This window comes from Tepidiforma thermophila (assembly GCF_002563855.1).
In the GTDB taxonomy this organism is placed as follows: Bacteria; Chloroflexota; Dehalococcoidia; order Tepidiformales; family Tepidiformaceae; genus Tepidiforma; species Tepidiforma thermophila.
In genome coordinates, this window is sequence record NZ_PDJQ01000001.1 from 2,043,117 (window position 1) to 2,058,121 (window position 15,005).

The 15,005-nt window shown below is 67.6% G+C and carries 18 protein-coding genes; 6 read left to right on the forward strand and 12 right to left on the reverse strand.

Annotated elements, in window-relative coordinates; all coding sequences use genetic code 11:
* The 10 genes from A9A59_RS09900 to A9A59_RS09945 form a co-directional block, all read right to left on the reverse strand.
* A complete protein-coding gene (locus A9A59_RS09900; protein WP_133117586.1) occupies nt 1-183 on the reverse strand; it encodes a hypothetical protein in 183 nt (60 codons plus the stop codon).
* 21 nt (nt 184-204) lie between these two features.
* The gene (nuoK, locus tag A9A59_RS09905) at nt 205-519 is read right to left on the reverse strand and encodes an NADH-quinone oxidoreductase subunit NuoK (protein WP_098504115.1); all 315 of its coding nucleotides are present in this window, start codon (nt 517-519) and stop codon (nt 205-207) included.
* Nucleotides 516-1,034, reverse strand: coding sequence for an NADH-quinone oxidoreductase subunit J family protein (locus A9A59_RS09910; RefSeq protein ID WP_098504116.1), 519 nt, complete (start codon nt 1,032-1,034; stop codon nt 516-518). The genes nuoK and A9A59_RS09910 overlap by 4 nt, the downstream gene beginning before the upstream one ends.
* Nucleotides 1,034-2,287 (reverse strand): NADH-quinone oxidoreductase subunit NuoH, encoded by a 1,254-nt coding sequence (nuoH, locus tag A9A59_RS09915; protein WP_278286869.1) that lies wholly within the window; start codon nt 2,285-2,287, stop codon nt 1,034-1,036. Before nuoH ends, A9A59_RS09910 begins: the two co-directional genes overlap by 1 nt.
* Nucleotides 2,284-3,384 carry an NADH-quinone oxidoreductase subunit D gene (locus A9A59_RS09920; RefSeq protein ID WP_098504865.1) on the reverse strand — a complete coding sequence of 367 codons (1,101 nt, stop codon included), beginning with the start codon at nt 3,382-3,384 and terminating at the stop codon, nt 2,284-2,286. Before A9A59_RS09920 ends, nuoH begins: the two co-directional genes overlap by 4 nt.
* 5 nt (nt 3,385-3,389) lie before the next feature.
* On the reverse strand, nt 3,390-3,914 hold the full coding sequence (locus tag A9A59_RS09925; RefSeq protein WP_098504117.1) for an NADH-quinone oxidoreductase subunit C: 525 nt from the start codon (nt 3,912-3,914) through the stop codon (nt 3,390-3,392).
* Nucleotides 3,911-4,288: an NADH-quinone oxidoreductase subunit A gene (locus tag A9A59_RS09930; protein ID WP_098504118.1), complete on the reverse strand. Its 378-nt coding sequence runs from the start codon at nt 4,286-4,288 to the stop codon at nt 3,911-3,913. Before A9A59_RS09930 ends, A9A59_RS09925 begins: the two co-directional genes overlap by 4 nt.
* An 81-nt stretch (nt 4,289-4,369) precedes the next feature.
* On the reverse strand, nt 4,370-5,146 hold the full coding sequence (locus A9A59_RS09935) for an NAD(P)H-hydrate epimerase (protein WP_098504119.1): 777 nt from the start codon (nt 5,144-5,146) through the stop codon (nt 4,370-4,372).
* Between the two features lie 64 nt (nt 5,147-5,210).
* Nucleotides 5,211-5,591 carry a preQ(1) synthase gene (queF, locus tag A9A59_RS09940; RefSeq protein ID WP_098504866.1) on the reverse strand — a complete coding sequence of 127 codons (381 nt, stop codon included), beginning with the start codon at nt 5,589-5,591 and terminating at the stop codon, nt 5,211-5,213.
* Nucleotides 5,592-5,638: 47 nt separating this feature from the next.
* The gene (locus A9A59_RS09945) at nt 5,639-6,808 is read right to left on the reverse strand and encodes an acyl-CoA dehydrogenase family protein (protein ID WP_098504120.1); all 1,170 of its coding nucleotides are present in this window, start codon (nt 6,806-6,808) and stop codon (nt 5,639-5,641) included.
* A 93-nt stretch (nt 6,809-6,901) separates the two neighbouring features.
* On the opposite strand from A9A59_RS09945, the gene A9A59_RS09950 reads away from it, so the two are divergent.
* From A9A59_RS09950 to A9A59_RS09975, 6 genes are all read left to right on the forward strand, one after another.
* Nucleotides 6,902-7,729: an enoyl-CoA hydratase/isomerase family protein gene (locus A9A59_RS09950; RefSeq protein ID WP_133117587.1), complete on the forward strand. Its 828-nt coding sequence runs from the start codon at nt 6,902-6,904 to the stop codon at nt 7,727-7,729.
* 79 nt (nt 7,730-7,808) lie between these two features.
* A complete protein-coding gene (locus tag A9A59_RS09955; protein WP_098504122.1) occupies nt 7,809-7,988 on the forward strand; it encodes a hypothetical protein in 180 nt (59 codons plus the stop codon).
* Nucleotides 7,989-8,042: 54 nt separating this feature from the next.
* The gene (locus A9A59_RS09960) at nt 8,043-8,888 is read left to right on the forward strand and encodes a fumarate hydratase (protein WP_098504867.1); all 846 of its coding nucleotides are present in this window, start codon (nt 8,043-8,045) and stop codon (nt 8,886-8,888) included.
* A gap of 1 nt (nt 8,889) precedes the next feature.
* Nucleotides 8,890-9,456 (forward strand): GNAT family N-acetyltransferase, encoded by a 567-nt coding sequence (locus tag A9A59_RS09965; RefSeq protein ID WP_098504123.1) that lies wholly within the window; start codon nt 8,890-8,892, stop codon nt 9,454-9,456.
* The gene (locus tag A9A59_RS09970) at nt 9,453-9,980 is read left to right on the forward strand and encodes a GNAT family N-acetyltransferase (protein WP_098504124.1); all 528 of its coding nucleotides are present in this window, start codon (nt 9,453-9,455) and stop codon (nt 9,978-9,980) included. The genes A9A59_RS09965 and A9A59_RS09970 overlap by 4 nt, the downstream gene beginning before the upstream one ends.
* The gene (locus A9A59_RS09975) at nt 9,973-10,566 is read left to right on the forward strand and encodes a FumA C-terminus/TtdB family hydratase beta subunit (protein ID WP_098504125.1); all 594 of its coding nucleotides are present in this window, start codon (nt 9,973-9,975) and stop codon (nt 10,564-10,566) included. Before A9A59_RS09970 ends, A9A59_RS09975 begins: the two co-directional genes overlap by 8 nt.
* Nucleotides 10,567-10,569: 3 nt before the next feature.
* Here A9A59_RS09975 and mutL read toward each other — a convergent pair whose 3' ends face one another.
* Both mutL and mutS read right to left on the reverse strand, forming a co-directional pair.
* On the reverse strand, nt 10,570-12,405 hold the full coding sequence (gene mutL / locus A9A59_RS09980) for a DNA mismatch repair endonuclease MutL (protein ID WP_098504126.1): 1,836 nt from the start codon (nt 12,403-12,405) through the stop codon (nt 10,570-10,572).
* Nucleotides 12,402-14,963 (reverse strand): DNA mismatch repair protein MutS, encoded by a 2,562-nt coding sequence (gene mutS, locus A9A59_RS09985; protein ID WP_098504127.1) that lies wholly within the window; start codon nt 14,961-14,963, stop codon nt 12,402-12,404. The genes mutL and mutS overlap by 4 nt, the downstream gene beginning before the upstream one ends.
* Nucleotides 14,964-15,005 lie beyond the last annotated feature (42 nt).

Sequence of the window (15,005 nt, forward strand, 5' to 3'; positions counted from 1 at the left end):
TCAGATCTTCCTCAGGATTTCGCGGGCGACGTGGGCCTTGCCCGACGGCACGTAGAGGGTGCGCTCATCAAGCATCGACGCCTTCTCCCCGTAACCGATGGGCGGCACGATGCGGACGCTCAGTGCTTCGGCAGCGAACAGCTCCGCCCAGGTCTGGGCGACGTAGGCGTTGCGAACCGACATGAATTCAACCCACATACTGCGTCACGACCTGAGGAGATTGAGCCGGTCGACGTCGATGGTCTCCCGGTTGCGATAGACGGCGACGGCGAGCGCCAGCGCGACGGCGGCCTCGGCGGCGGCCACCGTGAGGACGAACACGACAAAGGTGTGCCCGGCGATGGGATTGGGGCTGACCGTGAATCGCGAGAAGGTGATGAGCGTCAGGTTGACGGCGTTGAGCATGAGCTCGACGCCCATCAGCACGCCGACGGCATTGCGCTTGCTCAGCGCAATGGCAAGGCCGAGGCAGAAGAGCAGCGCTCCCACGGTGAGGAAGTGTTCGATGCCGGGATTCATGCGAGGGCGTCCTCCGCTTCTTCTTCCGGGCTGCGGGTCAGCATGATGGCGCCGACCAGGGCGGCGGTCAGGAGGACGCTGGCGATTTCGAACGGAACCACCCAAGTGGTGAGGAGCGCGGTTCCGAGGTCACTCGCCGAGAGGCCCTGCGGCACGTCGTCGGTCGTCTTCCAGGCGGTATCGTGAATGACGAAGAGGAAGATAGCCGCGAGGCACACAGAAAGCAGCACCCCCGGCAGCGCCCAGCGTGTCTCGCCGTTATCGCGGCTGGCGCGCGGGGTGAGAAGCACGGCGAACAGGACGAGGACGGCGATGGCGCCCACGTAGATGATGACCTGCGCCATCGCGATGAAGTCGGCGGAGAGCAGGACGAAGAAACCGGCAACGCCAACAAACGTGAGGATGAGGAAGAGCACGGCGTGCAGGAGGTTGCGCGAGACCATCACGCCGCCCGCAGCGACGAGCGTGACGGCCGCCAGCACCCAGAACGCGAGCGAGACGCCGAAGCCGTCCATTAGGGGCGCTCCCCGACCGGGATGTAGCCGCCGGCCTGCTTGACGAGGCGCGGCCGGGTAGGAGTCCGTTCGGGTCGGTAGCCGTTGAACCGCGCCCACGCGTACACCAGCCCGACGGAGAGGGCGATGTTCACCAGTGCGAAAACGTAGATGAGGCCCTTCGCGTAGTCCTGCTCGGCCCAGAGCATCCGCTCGGTGCTGACGATGAGGAGGTTAAAGACGCCGAGGGGGAGGAGAAACTTCCAGGCGAACGCCATGAGCTGGTCGGCACGCAGCCTCGGAAGCGTACCGCGCGTCCAGATAAAGAGGAAATAGAACAGGTGGGTCTTGGCGATGAAGATCAGCCAGCCCGGCACCCACTGCTCGAGCCCGAAGAAGGTCCAGCCGCCGAGGAACACGGTCGCAGCGAAACCGGAGGCGGCCAGAGCGTAACCGATATCCATACCGTAGAACAGGCCCCACTTCATGCCTGAGTATTCGGTCAGGTAGCCGGCAACGATTTCGGACTCAGCCTCAGCGATATCGACCGGGGTGCGGTTCAGCTCGGCGCTGACACAGATGAAGTAGATGACGAGCGCCAGCGGCTGCACGAACACCATCCAGATGGTGTACTCGTCCGCCCAGGCGACCATGCCCGAGAGGCTGATGGTGCCGCTCATGACAACGGCGCCGAGGAGCGCGAGGACAAGCGGCGACTCATAGCTGATGGCCATCGAGACGATGCGCATGGCGCCGAACAGGCTGTACTTGTTGTTCGAACTCCAGCCTGCCATGAAGGTCGCGATAACCGGGAGCGCGGAGACCGCGAGGAAGTACATCAGGCTGACCGGGATGTCGGCGATGACCATGTTCTCGCCGAACGGGATGACCGCCCAGAGCAGGACCGCCGGCATCACGAAGATGATCGGCGCGATGTACATGACGACGCGGTCGGCCTGCGTCGGGGTGAGCGCTTCCTTCTGGATGAGCTTGATGGCGTCGGCGATGGGCTGGAGCAGGCCGAACGGGCCGACGCGGTTCGGACCCAGGCGCGACTGCATCCGGCCGATGATCCGCCGTTCGCCGTAGACGCCGATGATGAGCTGCGAAGGAAGGACGAACAGCAGGAAGCTCGCAACGAAGCCGATGAGCGCGGCAAGGACGTAGACCACGCCGCCAGGGAGGACCTTGTCGGCGGCATCGAGAAGTGCGCGGGAGAGGTTCCCCAGGTCGCGGATGTCGTACCACTTGTCGGAAACGAGGAACGGGGTCACCGGTCGATCTCCCCCACGACGATGTCGATGGAGCCAAGGACCACGATCGCATCGGCGACGGTGCCGCCAACGGTCATCTCCTTCAGTGCCGAGAGGTTGATGAACGATGGCGGCCGAATGTGGAAGCGGTAGGGCGACGGGCCTTCGTCGGAAACGAGGTAGTAGCCCAGTTCGCCGCGGGGGCTCTCGATGCGCGCGTAGGCCTCGCCTTTCGGCGGGCGAAGCGCGAGCGGCACCTCCGTGCGGAACGGCCCGCCGGGGAGGCCGTCGAGCGCCTGCTGAATGATCTTCAGGCTCTGGCGCATCTCCTCCAGGCGGACGATAAAGCGGTCGTAGCTGTCGCCGTTGTAGCCGATGGGGATATCGAAGTCGTACTGCTCGTAGCCGCAGTACGGGTCGGCCTTGCGGATGTCCCAGGCGATGCCGCTGCCGCGGAGCATCGGGCCGGAGAGCGAGCTGTTGATTGCCATCTCCGGGGTGAGAACACCGACGCCCTTCGTCCGGGCGATGAAGATTTCGTTCTCTGATAGCAGCCCTTCCATCTCGTCGATGAAGGGCGGGAACTCGCGGAGGACGCGGCGGACCATTGGCTCGAATTCCGGCCGGAGGTCGAAGGCGACGCCCCCGATGCGCATGTAGTTGCAGGTCAGGCGTGCGCCAGAGGTGACCTCGAAGATATCGAGGATCTTTTCGCGCTCGCGAAAGGCCCACATCACGGGCGTCTGCCAGGCTCCGGTGTCGTTGGCGAACGCGCCGACGGCCATGCAGTGGCTGGCAAGGCGCTGGAGTTCAGCCATGATGACCCGAATGGCATTTCCCCTGGGGGGAACTTCGATGCCGGCCAGCTTTTCGACCGCCAGGCAATAGCCGAGGTTGTTCGACATGCTGCTCAGGTAGTCGGTGCGGTCGGTGAAGGGGATGTTCTGGGTGTAGGTGCGCTCCTCGGCGAGCTTCTCCATCGACCGGTGGAGGTAACCCATCACCATCTCGGCATCGATGACCTTTTCGCCATCGACGGTTGCCTTGATGCGGAACACCCCGTGGGTGGACGGGTGCTGAGGACCGATGTTGATGACAAACGGTTCGCTTTTGATGATGCCGGTCATTCGATCACCTTCACGGGCGGTTCCTGCCGCCGGGCGACGCCGGCAAATTCACCAAGTCCGGGCTGAAGCCCTCCGGGCATCGAGAGGAAGTCCTTGCGCAGCGGCCAGCCCGGGTAGCCTTCCCAGAGGAGAATGCGGTAGAGGTTGGGATGCCCGGTAAACCGGATGCCGAGCAGGTCGTAGGCCTCGCATTCCTGCATCCAGGCGCCGTGGAAGACCGGAGTGACGCTCGGCACTTCAGGGTTCTCGCGGCCCCAGGCCTCGACTTTGAAGAGCGCGATGTGGTTCTTCTCGAACGACTGGATGTGATAGACCACCTCAAAGTGGTCCCAGTAGTCCACGCCGCAGAGGTTTGTCAGGTGAACCAGGTTCGCGCCGGGGTCGTCGCGGAGGGCACGGAACGTGTCAACCAGCCGTTCGGGTTTGAGGTAACAGGCCGTCGCGGTGGTGCGGTCAACCGAACCGGGAACGAGCGCTTCGGCGAGGGCTGCGGCTTCGGGACCGGTGAGTTCGCGGGTCACAGGCGCCACTCCAGGGCTCGTTTTCGCCAGGCGTAGATGCCGCCGATGATGAAGGTTGCAATGAAGAGCAGGCCCTTCCCGTACCCCACCCAGCCGACGGCGTCGAACACGAGGGCCCAAGGGAAGAGGAAGATGATTTCGACGTCGAGCAGCACGAACAGCAGGGCGATGTAGTAGTAGCGGAAGTTGAACTGGACGAGGCTGGGGCCCTCGGTCCTCAGCCCGCATTCGTAGATGTCATCGCGGACCAGGTCGGGCCGCGACTTCGGCCGGATGCGGACGAACTGGAGCGCCCACGAGGTAACGACCGCGCCGAGCGGGAAGATCAGCGCGATGATGACGAGGATGCCGATGTGACCGTATTCGTACAGCACGCGGGGGCCGTTTGTGAAATTCGTCCCTAAGGACCGGCGCTGACTATAGCACGGGCTCGGTTGGCGGACAAAGCCGCCCGCCTACCGGCGGAGGCGCACGATGGGGCCTTCGGCGTACAGCTGGCCGACGGGTATGCCGAGACGCTGGTGGACACTGAGCGGAATGCCGATGTCGGCGAGGTAGAGTTCACCGACCATCCCGCGCGCCTGGGACTCGAGGCAGCCGCGCTTTGGCAGGTCGAGCATAAGGGTGGTGACCGCACGGATGGCGGGCGTGCTGACCTCCCCGGTGGTGGCGTTGACGCCGGTCGGCACATCGAGCGCGAGGATTGGCCGCCGGGATTCGATAGCGAGGCGGGTGACTGCCGCGGCGACACCGACCGGCGGGCCTTCGAGCCCATACCCCACGAGCGCGTCGATAACAAGATCAGCGCTGGCGAGGTGCTCCTCGAGCGTCACCTCGCTGGCCTCGAGGTCAGCCGGCTGGAGGAGCCCGCTCTGGCGGAGGATGTGCATCTGGCGGCGGGCCGTGAACGAGACCTCTTCCTCGACTCCGCTGATGACCGGTTCGACGCGGCAGCCCCAGTTGGCGAGATGGCGCATTGCCGCCAGGCCGGCGGCGCCTTTATTGCCGCCGCCGGCAAGCACGACCACGCGCTGGCCCCGGCCGCGGCCGCCCAGCATCGCGAACGCGAGGAGCGCGGCGCTCCTGCCGGCGTTCTCGGTGAGCTGGAGGATATCGAGACCGAATTCTTCCTGGGCGAGGCGCTGGACCTCGCGCATTTGTGCGGCCGTCACGCTGCAGACATCGGCGCAGCGCCGCTGGGGGAAGCCGGGCGGGTCGGGCTTGACGGGCATGCGGTCCTCACGAGCCCACCTCGGGCTCCGGGCTCTGGAGTCTACGGAATCGCCGGGGGCAGCGTCATGCCCCGGAAGGCCGAGACGGGTACGAAGCAGTGACACGGGCGCTGATGCCTCCGCGTGTGTTGAACTCTCCGGTGACTGTCGCCGAGCGCGGCTGCACCGCAGCGACGATGTCCTCGAGGATGGTGTTCACGACGTCTTCGTAGAAGATGCCCCGGTTGCGGAACGCGTGCAGGTAGAACTTGAAGCTGCGGAGTTCGATGCACTTGCGGTCCGGGACGTATGTGACCCGGATGGTGCCGAAATCGGGCTGTCCCGTCATGGGGCATACGCTGGTGAACTCAGGCGCGATGAATTCGATGACGTAGTCGCGCCCGGGGAACTGGTTGTCGAAGGCGTCGATGGTGCCGTCGGTGCGGAAGGTGTTCTTCGGGTTCACGGATTCCTCACGGAGCAGGTTCGGACGGCGGCGCGCCGCGCGCAAGCCTAGCCTCGCGGGAGCCCAAGGCCCCGGGTGGCGATGATGTTCCGGTTCACCTCGCTGGTGCCGCCCGCGATGGTGTAACTCGGAGCGGCGAGGGCCCACCGCTCGATGCGGCCCCGCAGCGGAGCCCAGCGGGAGCCGGGCTCGAGCTGGCCGGGCAGGCCGAGGAGGCGGAGCCCCGTGATTCCCATCTGCCGCTGCAGTTCGGTCCCGAAGATTTTGGAGACCGACGCTTCGGCGTTGGGAATCTTGCCTTCGCTTTGCATCTGGGCGACGCGGTAGCAGAGCCAGCGCCCGATTTCGAACTCGAGGTACCGTTCGGCCAGCTCGTGGCGGATGACGTCGGTGCGGAGGTGCGGGTGTTCGCGAACGTAGTCGATGAGGGCGTAGAGCGTGCTCCGGGTCATGACGACGCGGTTGATGCTCGAGCGCTCCTGGTCGAGCGTCGTGGTCGCGATGTACCAGCCGCGGTTCTCCTCGCCGACGAGGCAATCGGCAGGGACGCGGACGTCATCGAAAAACACCTCGCAGAAGTGGCGGCTGCCCATGAGGTTGACAAGCGGCCGAACCGTGATGCCCGGAAGGCGCATGTCCACCATGAAGTAGCTGATGCCGCGGTGCTTGGGCGCCTCAGGGTCGGTGCGGGCGAGGAGGATGCCCCAGTCTGCCTCCTGGGCGCCGCTGGTCCAGATCTTCTGGCCGTTGATGACGTAGACGTCGCCGTCGCGCACGGCGCGGGTCTGGAGGCTGGCAAGGTCTGAGCCGGCGCCGGGTTCGGAGAAGAGCTGGCACCAGTGGTCATCGGCAGACCGGATGCGGGGCAGCCAGCGCTGCTGCTGCTCGGGGGTGCCGTGCATCATGAGCGCCGGCCCGGCGAGCCACACGCCCTGGTCGTAGGCGCCGGGCGCGCCGGCTGCGCTCATCTCCTCCATGTAGACCGTCTGAGTCATGTAGGTGGCGCCGGCACCGCCGAACTCTTTCGGCCAGCCCATGGTGAGCCAGCCGCGGGCAGCGAGCTTCTTCCGGAACTGGCGCGTGAACTCCTTCTCTTCCGGGGTCATCTCCTCCCGGTCGTTCCGCATGTCCCACGTCTCGCGGGGCAGCTCGGCGTCGAGGAAGGCGCGCACCTCAGCGCGGAAGGCGGCGTGTTCGGGGGAGTCGCGAAAGAGCATCCGGCGTCGTCCAGGCTGTCGGGTTGTGCCCGGAGTATAGCCCGGGCCCTGCGGCGACGCAGTGGGCGCGCCCGGCCCGGTAGCGTACGCTTCGTGACACTGCTGGACGCGAAGGACCAAGCCATGCACTTCCGCGATATTCTCTACTCGGTTCACGACGGCATCGCCCGCATCACGCTGAACAAGCCCGAGAAGCTCAACGCCCTCTCCTGGGGTTCCTGGGCGGAGATCGAGAATGCGCTGGTCATGGCCGAAGCGGACGACGCCGTGAAGGTGGTCGTCTTCACCGGCGCGGGCCGGGGGTTCTGCGCCGGGACCGACCTGACGACGACGACGCGGGAAGAGGATTGGCCCGAGCGGCCGTTTACCGGCCGGGCCGGCATGATGCGCTCGCGCTACCTGGCCACGGCCCAGGTTTACCACTGCCGGAAACCGACGATAGCCGCAGTTAACGGACCGTGTGTCGGCGCCGGGTTCTCCCTGGCCATGGCCTGCGACATTCGCATCGCGGCGGAGTCGGCACGCTTTTCGGCGATTTTCGTCAAGCGCGCCATCGTGGCGGATACCGGGGCAACCTGGCTGCTCCCGCGGCTGGTCGGGACAGAGTGGGCCTACCGGCTGCTGTATACCGGCGAGCTGATTGACGCACAGAAGGCGCGGGAGATTGGACTCGTGAGCGAGGTTGTGCCGGACGGGGAGCTGCCGAATGCGGTGAATGCCCTCGCCGGGTCGATTGCGCGCGGGCCGAGCGTGGCCATCGAACTCATGAAGCGGCTCGTGCAGGAGGGGCAAACACGCGGCCTGGACGAGCAGATTGAGCTGGAGCAGTTTTTGCAGCAGATCACCCACCAGACCGAGGACGCCGAGGAGGGGCGCCGGTCATTCCTCGAGAGACGTGAACCGGTGTTCAAAGGCCGCTGACGGGGTGAGTTCGAACCTGTCACCGCTCCGGTCCCCGGTCGTCACCGATGACCGGGCAATATGATGCGAAACTCGGCCTATGAATCTTCTTTCAGCGCTTGCGCCAACGTCGGTGCCGACTGACCCGGTCGAGGGAATCACCGGTCGCGTCGCATTCAGCGCCGCTGTGAAAGCCGTCCGGGCCGCGGCCGAAGCCCAGGCCGAGCTGGTGCGCCTCCTGGACCCTAACGTCGGGAAGCACCTCGACCGTTCGGCCTGAGGAACGAGCGGGGTTCGGCTGGTACGCTCTGTGCATCACCACCATGGGATGCGCATGCGAGAGGTTCCGGCTGAGCTGATTACCGAGACGGTGGCGCGCCTCGCCATCGAAGCCACCCACTTCCTGCCCGAGGACGTCGAAGGCGCCATTCGGGCGGCGCGGCAGACCGAGCGATCGCCGCTGGCGGTCCAGATCATCGACGAAATCCTGGAAAACGCGCAGATCGCACGGGAGCGGATGCTCCCACTCTGCCAGGACACCGGCACGGCAGTCGTCCTCCTCGAGATCGGGCAGGACGTCCACATCACCGGCGGCTACATCATCGACGCGGTCAACGAAGGTATCCGGCGCGGGTACAGCGAGGGCTACCTGCGCAAGTCGATCGCGGCGCGGCCGTTCAGTGCCCGGACCAACACCGGCGACAACACGCCGGGGGTCATCCACACCGAAATCGTCCCGGGCGACCGGGTGAAGGTTATGTTCATGCCGAAGGGCGGCGGCTGCGAAAACATGTCCCGCTACCAGAACTTCCTCCCGGGCATGGGCAAGCAGGCGATTATCGATTTCGTTTGCGAGACGGTCGACATTTCCGGCGGCAACCCATGCCCGCCGCTGGTCATCGGGGTCGGCGTCGGCGGAACGGCCGAGAAGGCGATGATGATGGCGAAGCACGCGCTCTTCCGGAAGATCGGCGAACGCAACCCGGACCCCGAGGTCGCCGAGCTTGAGCAGGAGCTGCTCCAGGCGGTCAACGAACTGGGCGTCGGGCCGCAGGCGGTCGGCGGAACGACGACGGCGCTGGATGTCTTTGTCGAGACCTACCCCACGCACATCACCGCCCTGCCGGTCGCGGTGAACATCCAGTGCCACAGCGCGCGGACGAAGCAGGCGGTCATCTGAGATGGCAGTGCCGGGTACGTTCCGGCTGATTCCCGCCGGGGAGATCGACGCCGAGGCCGTGGCCGGGCTGGTGAACCGGGCGTATGCGCGCTACCGCCACCTCTTCGCGGGCCAGCGGACGACGCCTGAGGAGCTGCTCCTGGAGGCGGGCCCTGATGCGCGCTTCATCATCGTGGAAGAGCACGGGCGGCTCATCGGCAGCGCGCTCATCGCCCCGGCCGAGCGGTTCATTGAACCGGATATGCTCGGCCCTTCGGGCACGCCCCGCCCGGAACCGTCCGGCGTGCCGGAGGGGCACCCGTGGGCCGGGGCGCTCTACTTCGGGATGGCTGCCGTCGCGGACGACCGGGTCAACCAGGGCATCGGGCGGGCGATGGTGGCGCTGGCGGAGGAAATAGCGCGGGCAGAGGGCCATCCCGCAGTCGGCCTGGGGACGGTCCGGGAGTTCGGGCTGGTGCCGTACTACGAGCGGCTCGGCTACCGGGTCATCCACGAGGCCGAACACCCGGCGGGGCACTGGGCTTTCCTGGTCCCTCACCGCTATTGCGAACTGGTGAAGCCGGTATGAACGAGACCGGCGATGTCTCGGGTGTGTCCATCGAGGAGGCCGCCCTCTGCGACGCCGTCGCGCTGGTACGGCTCATCAACCTCGCCTACCGCGTGGAGGACTTCTTCAAGGCGGTTGACCGCACCAGCCTCGCCGAGGTCCGCGCCTGCTTCGAGCGCGAGCAGTTCCTGGTCGCCCGGGACAGCGAGGATGAGCTGCTGGGCTGCATCCGGTTCAGCGCTGCGCCGCCCGAGGGGCATTTCGGGATGCTGGCCGTGCACCCCGATGCCCAGGGCCGAGGCATCGCCCGGCGCCTTATCGAATCGGTTGAGGCGCGGTGCTGCCAGGCCGGCTGCAGATCGCTCACGCTCGAAGTGGCCAGTCCCCGGACCGAGTTGCTGCCCCTGTACCAGCGATTCGGCTTCCGGGTCGCCGGCACCAGACCCTGGCCGGATCACGCCCTGCACGAGCTCAAGCAGCCGGCGCACTTCATCGTTATGTCGAAGTCTCTCACACAACCACCCGCGGAGGGAACCCATGGCTGACTCAGTTAGGCTGACCACCCCGCTGACCGACGACGTCATCGAGGGGCTGACCATCGGGACGCACGTCACGTTCACGGGCGTCATCTACACGGCGCGCGATGCCGCGCACAAGCGGATGATCGAGCTGATGAAGCGCGGCGAGCCGCTGCCCATCGACCTCCGCGGACAGGTTATCTACTACGTGGGGCCAACACCGCCGCGTCCCGGGGCGGTCATCGGGTCTGCCGGTCCGACCACGGCGATGCGGCTCGACCCCTACACCATCCCGATGCTCGAAGCGGGCCTCAAGGGCATCATCGGCAAGGGCGGGCGCGGGCCGGCAGTCCGGGAGGCGATCCGCCAGCACCACGCGGTGTACTGCATCGCCGTGGGCGGCACCGGGGCGCTGCTCAACCGCCACATCAAATCGGCCGAGGTCGTGGCGTTCGAGGACCTCGGCACCGAGGCTATCCGCCGGCTGGTCGTCGAGGATTTCCCGGCGATCGTGGTGAACGACTGCCACGGCGGCGACCTGCTCGAGGAGGGGAAGCGGCAGTACCGTACGAGTCCGCGGCCAATCCCGGCGGTGCAGGCACTCGGCGGCTGAGCCTCAGCGCCGGCCGAACTGCCGCTCGATGGCCTCGGTGCCGAGCAGGACGAGCGTGGGGCGGCCGTGGGGGCAGGTCCGGGGCGTGGCCGTCGCGGCGAGGTCTTCGAGGAGCCGGCGCATCTCCTCGGTTGAAAGCGCCATGCCGGCCCGGACACTGGAGTGGCAGGCGACCGTCGCCGCCGCCCGGCCGAATCCCGCGGGCACGCGCTCATCCCGTTCGATCGCCTCGAGGACGCTCACGACCGCCGCAACGGGGTCATCGGCCCGGAAGCCGACAGGAACCTGGCGGAGGAGGAGCACGCCTTCGCCGAACGGTTCGAGCACAAGACCCAGCGCCCGGAGGTCGGCCTCACTCGCTGCCGCCACGGCAGCCAGGGCGGCACCGGTTTCGATGAGAAGCGGCTCGAGCAGCGGCTGCACGGCGGGCGCGCCAGCCGCAGCGCGCTGCGCGAGCAGGCGGTCGTACACGACCCGCTCGTGGGCGGCGTGCTGGTCGACGAGGTACATGCCATCAGGGCCTTCGGCCACGATGTACGTCGCGTTGAGCTGGCCAACAACCCGTAGCAGCGGAAGGACATCGCGGTGGGAGTGGGCTGTCGGCCCCGCCGCGGGCGGGACAGGGGGCTGCATGACCCGGGAGAGGGCGAGCACCCCCTGGGTCGGCACCGGGCCGCGCAGCGCCACGGGTGGCTCGCCCGGCGGGACGGCCGCCCGGGGAGCAGGAGGCTGCGTTCCTGGAAGGGGCGCTCGGACGTCGGCGACGTCAGCGGGCAGGCTGGCGGTAGGCGCGGCCGGTTCGTGCCCGGGGACTACCCAGGTCACCGGAGCAGCAGCTTCGAGCGCGGCCCGCACCGCGTGGCGCAGGGCCCGGGCGACCCTGCGCTCGTCGCGGAAGCGGACCTCCGCCTTAGCAGGGTGGACGTTGACATCGACGTCGTCTTCGGGGAGCCGGAGATGGAGCGCAGCCAAAGGGAACCGGCCAACCGGCAGCTGCGACTGGTACGCCTCGACAACCGCGAACAGAAGCGGGCGGCTCTGAACCCAGCGGCCATTGACGAAGACGGATATGCCACCCCGGTTCCCGCGGTGGATGGACGGCGGCGCTGCAAGGCCGGTTACGGCAACCCCACCGTCGCAGTCGTCGACCTCAAGGACCTGCCGAGCTATCTCTGCGCCGTACACGGCCGCAAAAGCGTGCCGCATGTCGTCATCCCCGCTCGTCGCCAGGATTCGGCGCCCGCTGTTCACGACCTGGAAGGCGATGCCGGGGTAGGCAAGCGCGTAATGCATCGCGAGGGTCGTAATGGCGCGTGCTTCGGCTGCCGGGGAGCCGAGGAATTTTCGCCGGGCCGGGACGCGGGCGAAGAGGTCCCGGACGGTGATAGTCGTCCCCTCGGGGGCGGGACGGGCCATCCGGCGGACCGGCCGGCCATTGACAAGCGCGAGGAAGACGCCGACCGGCTCGCCCCGCGCCCGGGTCAGCACCTCGACGTCGGCTGCGGCGGCGATTGAGGGTAGCGCCTCGCCGCGGAACCCAAGGGTGTGGACGCGATGCAGGTCCTCGATTGAGGCGATTTTTGAGGTGGCGTGTCGCTCAAAGGCGAGTTCGACATCGCCGGGCGGGATGCCGCGGCCGTCGTCAGAGACCTCGATTCGCGAAAGGCCGCCGTCGTCGAAGGCGAGGCTGATGCGGGTGGCGCCGGCGTCGATGGCGTTGTCGAGGAGTTCGCGGACAACCGAGACCGGGCGCTCGACGACCTCGCCCGCAGCGATGCGGGCAGCGACTTCCGGCGGAAGGACACGGATGGCCGGCACCGGGGGCGGGCTGAGGGTCATCGCGGCACCCGCTGCTGGAGGACCATGGCGCGCAGCTCGTACAGCTTCTGGATCGCCTCGATGGGCGTCATGCCGTCGACATCGAGGGCAGCGAGCGCCTCTTCGACGGGCGAGGGCCCACCAAAGAGCGGCGGCTGGAACGCCGGCTCCGGGGCCGAGCCGTTGCGAGAATGAACAGCGCCGCTGTGCCCGTGCGCCGCCCGCTCGGCTTCGAGCTCAGCGAGGAGGTGTTCGGCGCGAGCGACGACGGCGCGGGGCAGGCCGGCGAGCCGGGCCACGTGAATGCCGTAGCTCCGGTCAGCCGGGCCGGGCACCACCCGGTGCTCAAAGACAATATCGGCGCCCTCTTCACGAACGGCGACGTGGGCATTGCGGACGCGGGGGAGGATGCCTTCGAGGGCGGTGAGCTCGTGGTAGTGGGTGGCAAAGAGGGTGCGGGCGGCGCCCTCCCTGCGGTTGTGGAGGAACTCGATGACAGCCCGCGCGATCGCCATGCCGTCGTAGGTGCTGGTGCCGCGGCCCACTTCATCGAGGATGACGAGCGACTGCGGGGTGGCGCGGTGGAGAATCTGCGCCGTTTCGACCATTTCGACCATAAAGGTCGACTGTCCGGCGGCGAGGTCGTCGTGGGCGCCGATGCGGCTGAAGATCCGGTCGAAGAGCGGGAGCCGGGCCTCGGCGGCCGGAACGAACGAACCGGCCTGCGCCATCAGGGCGATGAGCGCAACCTGCCGAAGGAAGGTCGACTTGCCGCTCATGTTGGGGCCGGTGACCACGAGGATCTGCGTTTCGCCGTCAAGTACGCAGTCGTTGGGCACGAAACGGCCCGGGCCGACCGCGGCCTCGACCACCGGGTGGCGGCCGCCGCGGATCGCGAGGTCGCCCCCGGTGAAGACAGGCCTGGTGTACCCGCGGTCGGCAGCCGTCTCGCCGAGGGCAAAGACGAGGTCGATAAGGGCCACGGCATCGGCCACGCCCTGCAGCACCGCGAGCCCCGCGGCGAGGGTCTCGAGGAGGCTAGCAAACGCCTGGCGCTCGAGTTCAACGAGGCGCTCCCGGGCGCCGACCAGCCGGGCTTCGTGCTCCTTCAGCTCCTCGGTCACGTACCGCTCGGCGCCGACCAGGGTCTGGCGGCGCTGGTAGTGGGGCGGGACGAGCGCCGCGTTGGCAGCACTCACTTCGATGTAGTAGCCGAAGACCTTGTTGTGGCCGACCTTCAGCGACTTGATGCCCGTGCGCTCCCGCTCGAGCCGCTCGAGACCGAGGAGGAAGCTCCGCGCATCGCGCGTGAGCGCGTGGAGCGAGTCAATCTCCGGGCTGAACCCTTGCCGGATGACGCCCCCGTCGTCGAAGGAGGAGGGCGGGTCTTCGGCGAGGGCTGCGTCGAGGGTGGCAAGCGGCTCGGCGGCCGCGGCAAGCTGGCGGAGCGCACCCTCGAGGAGGGGAGGCAAAGCGTCCGGAGCAAGCAGCGCGCCAAGGTCGAGCACCGCCCGCAGTCCATCCCGCAGCGAGGCGAGGTCTTTCGGCGTTGCGGTGCGGGCCCCGACGCGGCCGGCGAGCCGGGCGAGGTCGGGGATGGAGCGAAGGACTGAGCGGACCCGCTCGCGTTCGATCGGGTGGGCGGCGGCCCAGCCGACGGCATCGTGGCGTTCAGCGAGGCGCGCCGGGTCACGCAGAGGGTGGGCAAGCCAGTGGCGCAGGAGGCGGGTGCCCATGGCCGTTCGGCACTGGTCGATCACGGACAGAAGCGAAGATGCCCGCCCGGGAGCAGGGAAGACGTCCAGGTTGCGCAGGGTACGCTCGTCCACGAGCAGTTCATCGGCGGAAGACTCGGCACGGATCCGCTGAAGGCTGCCGAGCGCAGCCGGGAACGTTTCGCGCAGGTAGGACAGAAGATGCGCGAGCGCCGCGGCCGCGGCCGGCCCGGGGACGAGCGCCTCGCGCGCGTGCTCACCGAACTGCTCGGCGAGGGCCGCATCGACGGCCATGTCACTCAGCAGCGGGCGGAGCACGACCGGCACGGCAGCGCCGGCGGCGTCTTCGAGGTCCTCGACCAGGAGCTCCGCGACCGGCGACCGGCCGATTTCGACGACGGCGGTGTCACCCTGCACGAGACGGATCTCGCCAGTGGTGACATCGGCCAGGGCGAGGGCAGCATCGCGCCCGCGACGGACAAGCGCCCCGAGGTAGTTGGCCCGACCAGCCTCAAGCGAGGCATCGGATGTGACCGTACCGGCAGTGACGATCCGGACGACGTCGCGGGGGACCAGCCCCTTCACCTCTGACGGGTCGGCAAGCTGTTCGCAGATAGCGACCCGGTACCCCCGGGCCACGAGCTTCGCGACGTGCTGGTCGATGGCGTGGTATGGAACGCCGGCGAGCGGGACGCGGAGGTCCTTGCCCATTGGCTTCGAGGTGAGGGTGATCTGGAGCTCCTGGGCGACGAGCTTCGCATCGTCGTCGAACGTCTCGTAGAAATCGCCGAGACGAAAGAAGAGGATGGTGCCCGGGTAACGCTTGCGGAGGTCGAGATACTGCTGCCGGATGGGCGTCGACACGGGGCGAGGCTCCGGCCCCGCACGGGGGCACGGCCATTGTAG

What these genes read in the sequence shown, in the direction of transcription:
- A9A59_RS09900 (WP_133117586.1), bottom strand. Translation starts at nt 183, where the DNA reads ATGTCGGTTCGCAACGCCTACGTCGCCCAGACCTGGGCGGAGCTGTTC.
- nuoK (WP_098504115.1), bottom strand. Translation starts at nt 519, where the DNA reads ATGAATCCCGGCATCGAACACTTCCTCACCGTGGGAGCGCTGCTCTTC.
- A9A59_RS09910 (WP_098504116.1), bottom strand. Translation starts at nt 1,034, where the DNA reads ATGGACGGCTTCGGCGTCTCGCTCGCGTTCTGGGTGCTGGCGGCCGTC.
- A9A59_RS09935 (WP_098504119.1), bottom strand. Translation starts at nt 5,146, where the DNA reads ATGCCCGTCAAGCCCGACCCGCCCGGCTTCCCCCAGCGGCGCTGCGCC.
- A9A59_RS09945 (WP_098504120.1), bottom strand. Translation starts at nt 6,808, where the DNA reads ATGCTCTTTCGCGACTCCCCCGAACACGCCGCCTTCCGCGCTGAGGTG.
- A9A59_RS09955 (WP_098504122.1), top strand. Translation starts at nt 7,809, where the DNA reads ATGAATCTTCTTTCAGCGCTTGCGCCAACGTCGGTGCCGACTGACCCG.
- A9A59_RS09960 (WP_098504867.1), top strand. Translation starts at nt 8,043, where the DNA reads ATGCGAGAGGTTCCGGCTGAGCTGATTACCGAGACGGTGGCGCGCCTC.
- A9A59_RS09965 (WP_098504123.1), top strand. Translation starts at nt 8,890, where the DNA reads ATGGCAGTGCCGGGTACGTTCCGGCTGATTCCCGCCGGGGAGATCGAC.
- A9A59_RS09970 (WP_098504124.1), top strand. Translation starts at nt 9,453, where the DNA reads ATGAACGAGACCGGCGATGTCTCGGGTGTGTCCATCGAGGAGGCCGCC.
- A9A59_RS09975 (WP_098504125.1), top strand. Translation starts at nt 9,973, where the DNA reads ATGGCTGACTCAGTTAGGCTGACCACCCCGCTGACCGACGACGTCATC.
- mutL (WP_098504126.1), bottom strand. Translation starts at nt 12,405, where the DNA reads ATGACCCTCAGCCCGCCCCCGGTGCCGGCCATCCGTGTCCTTCCGCCG.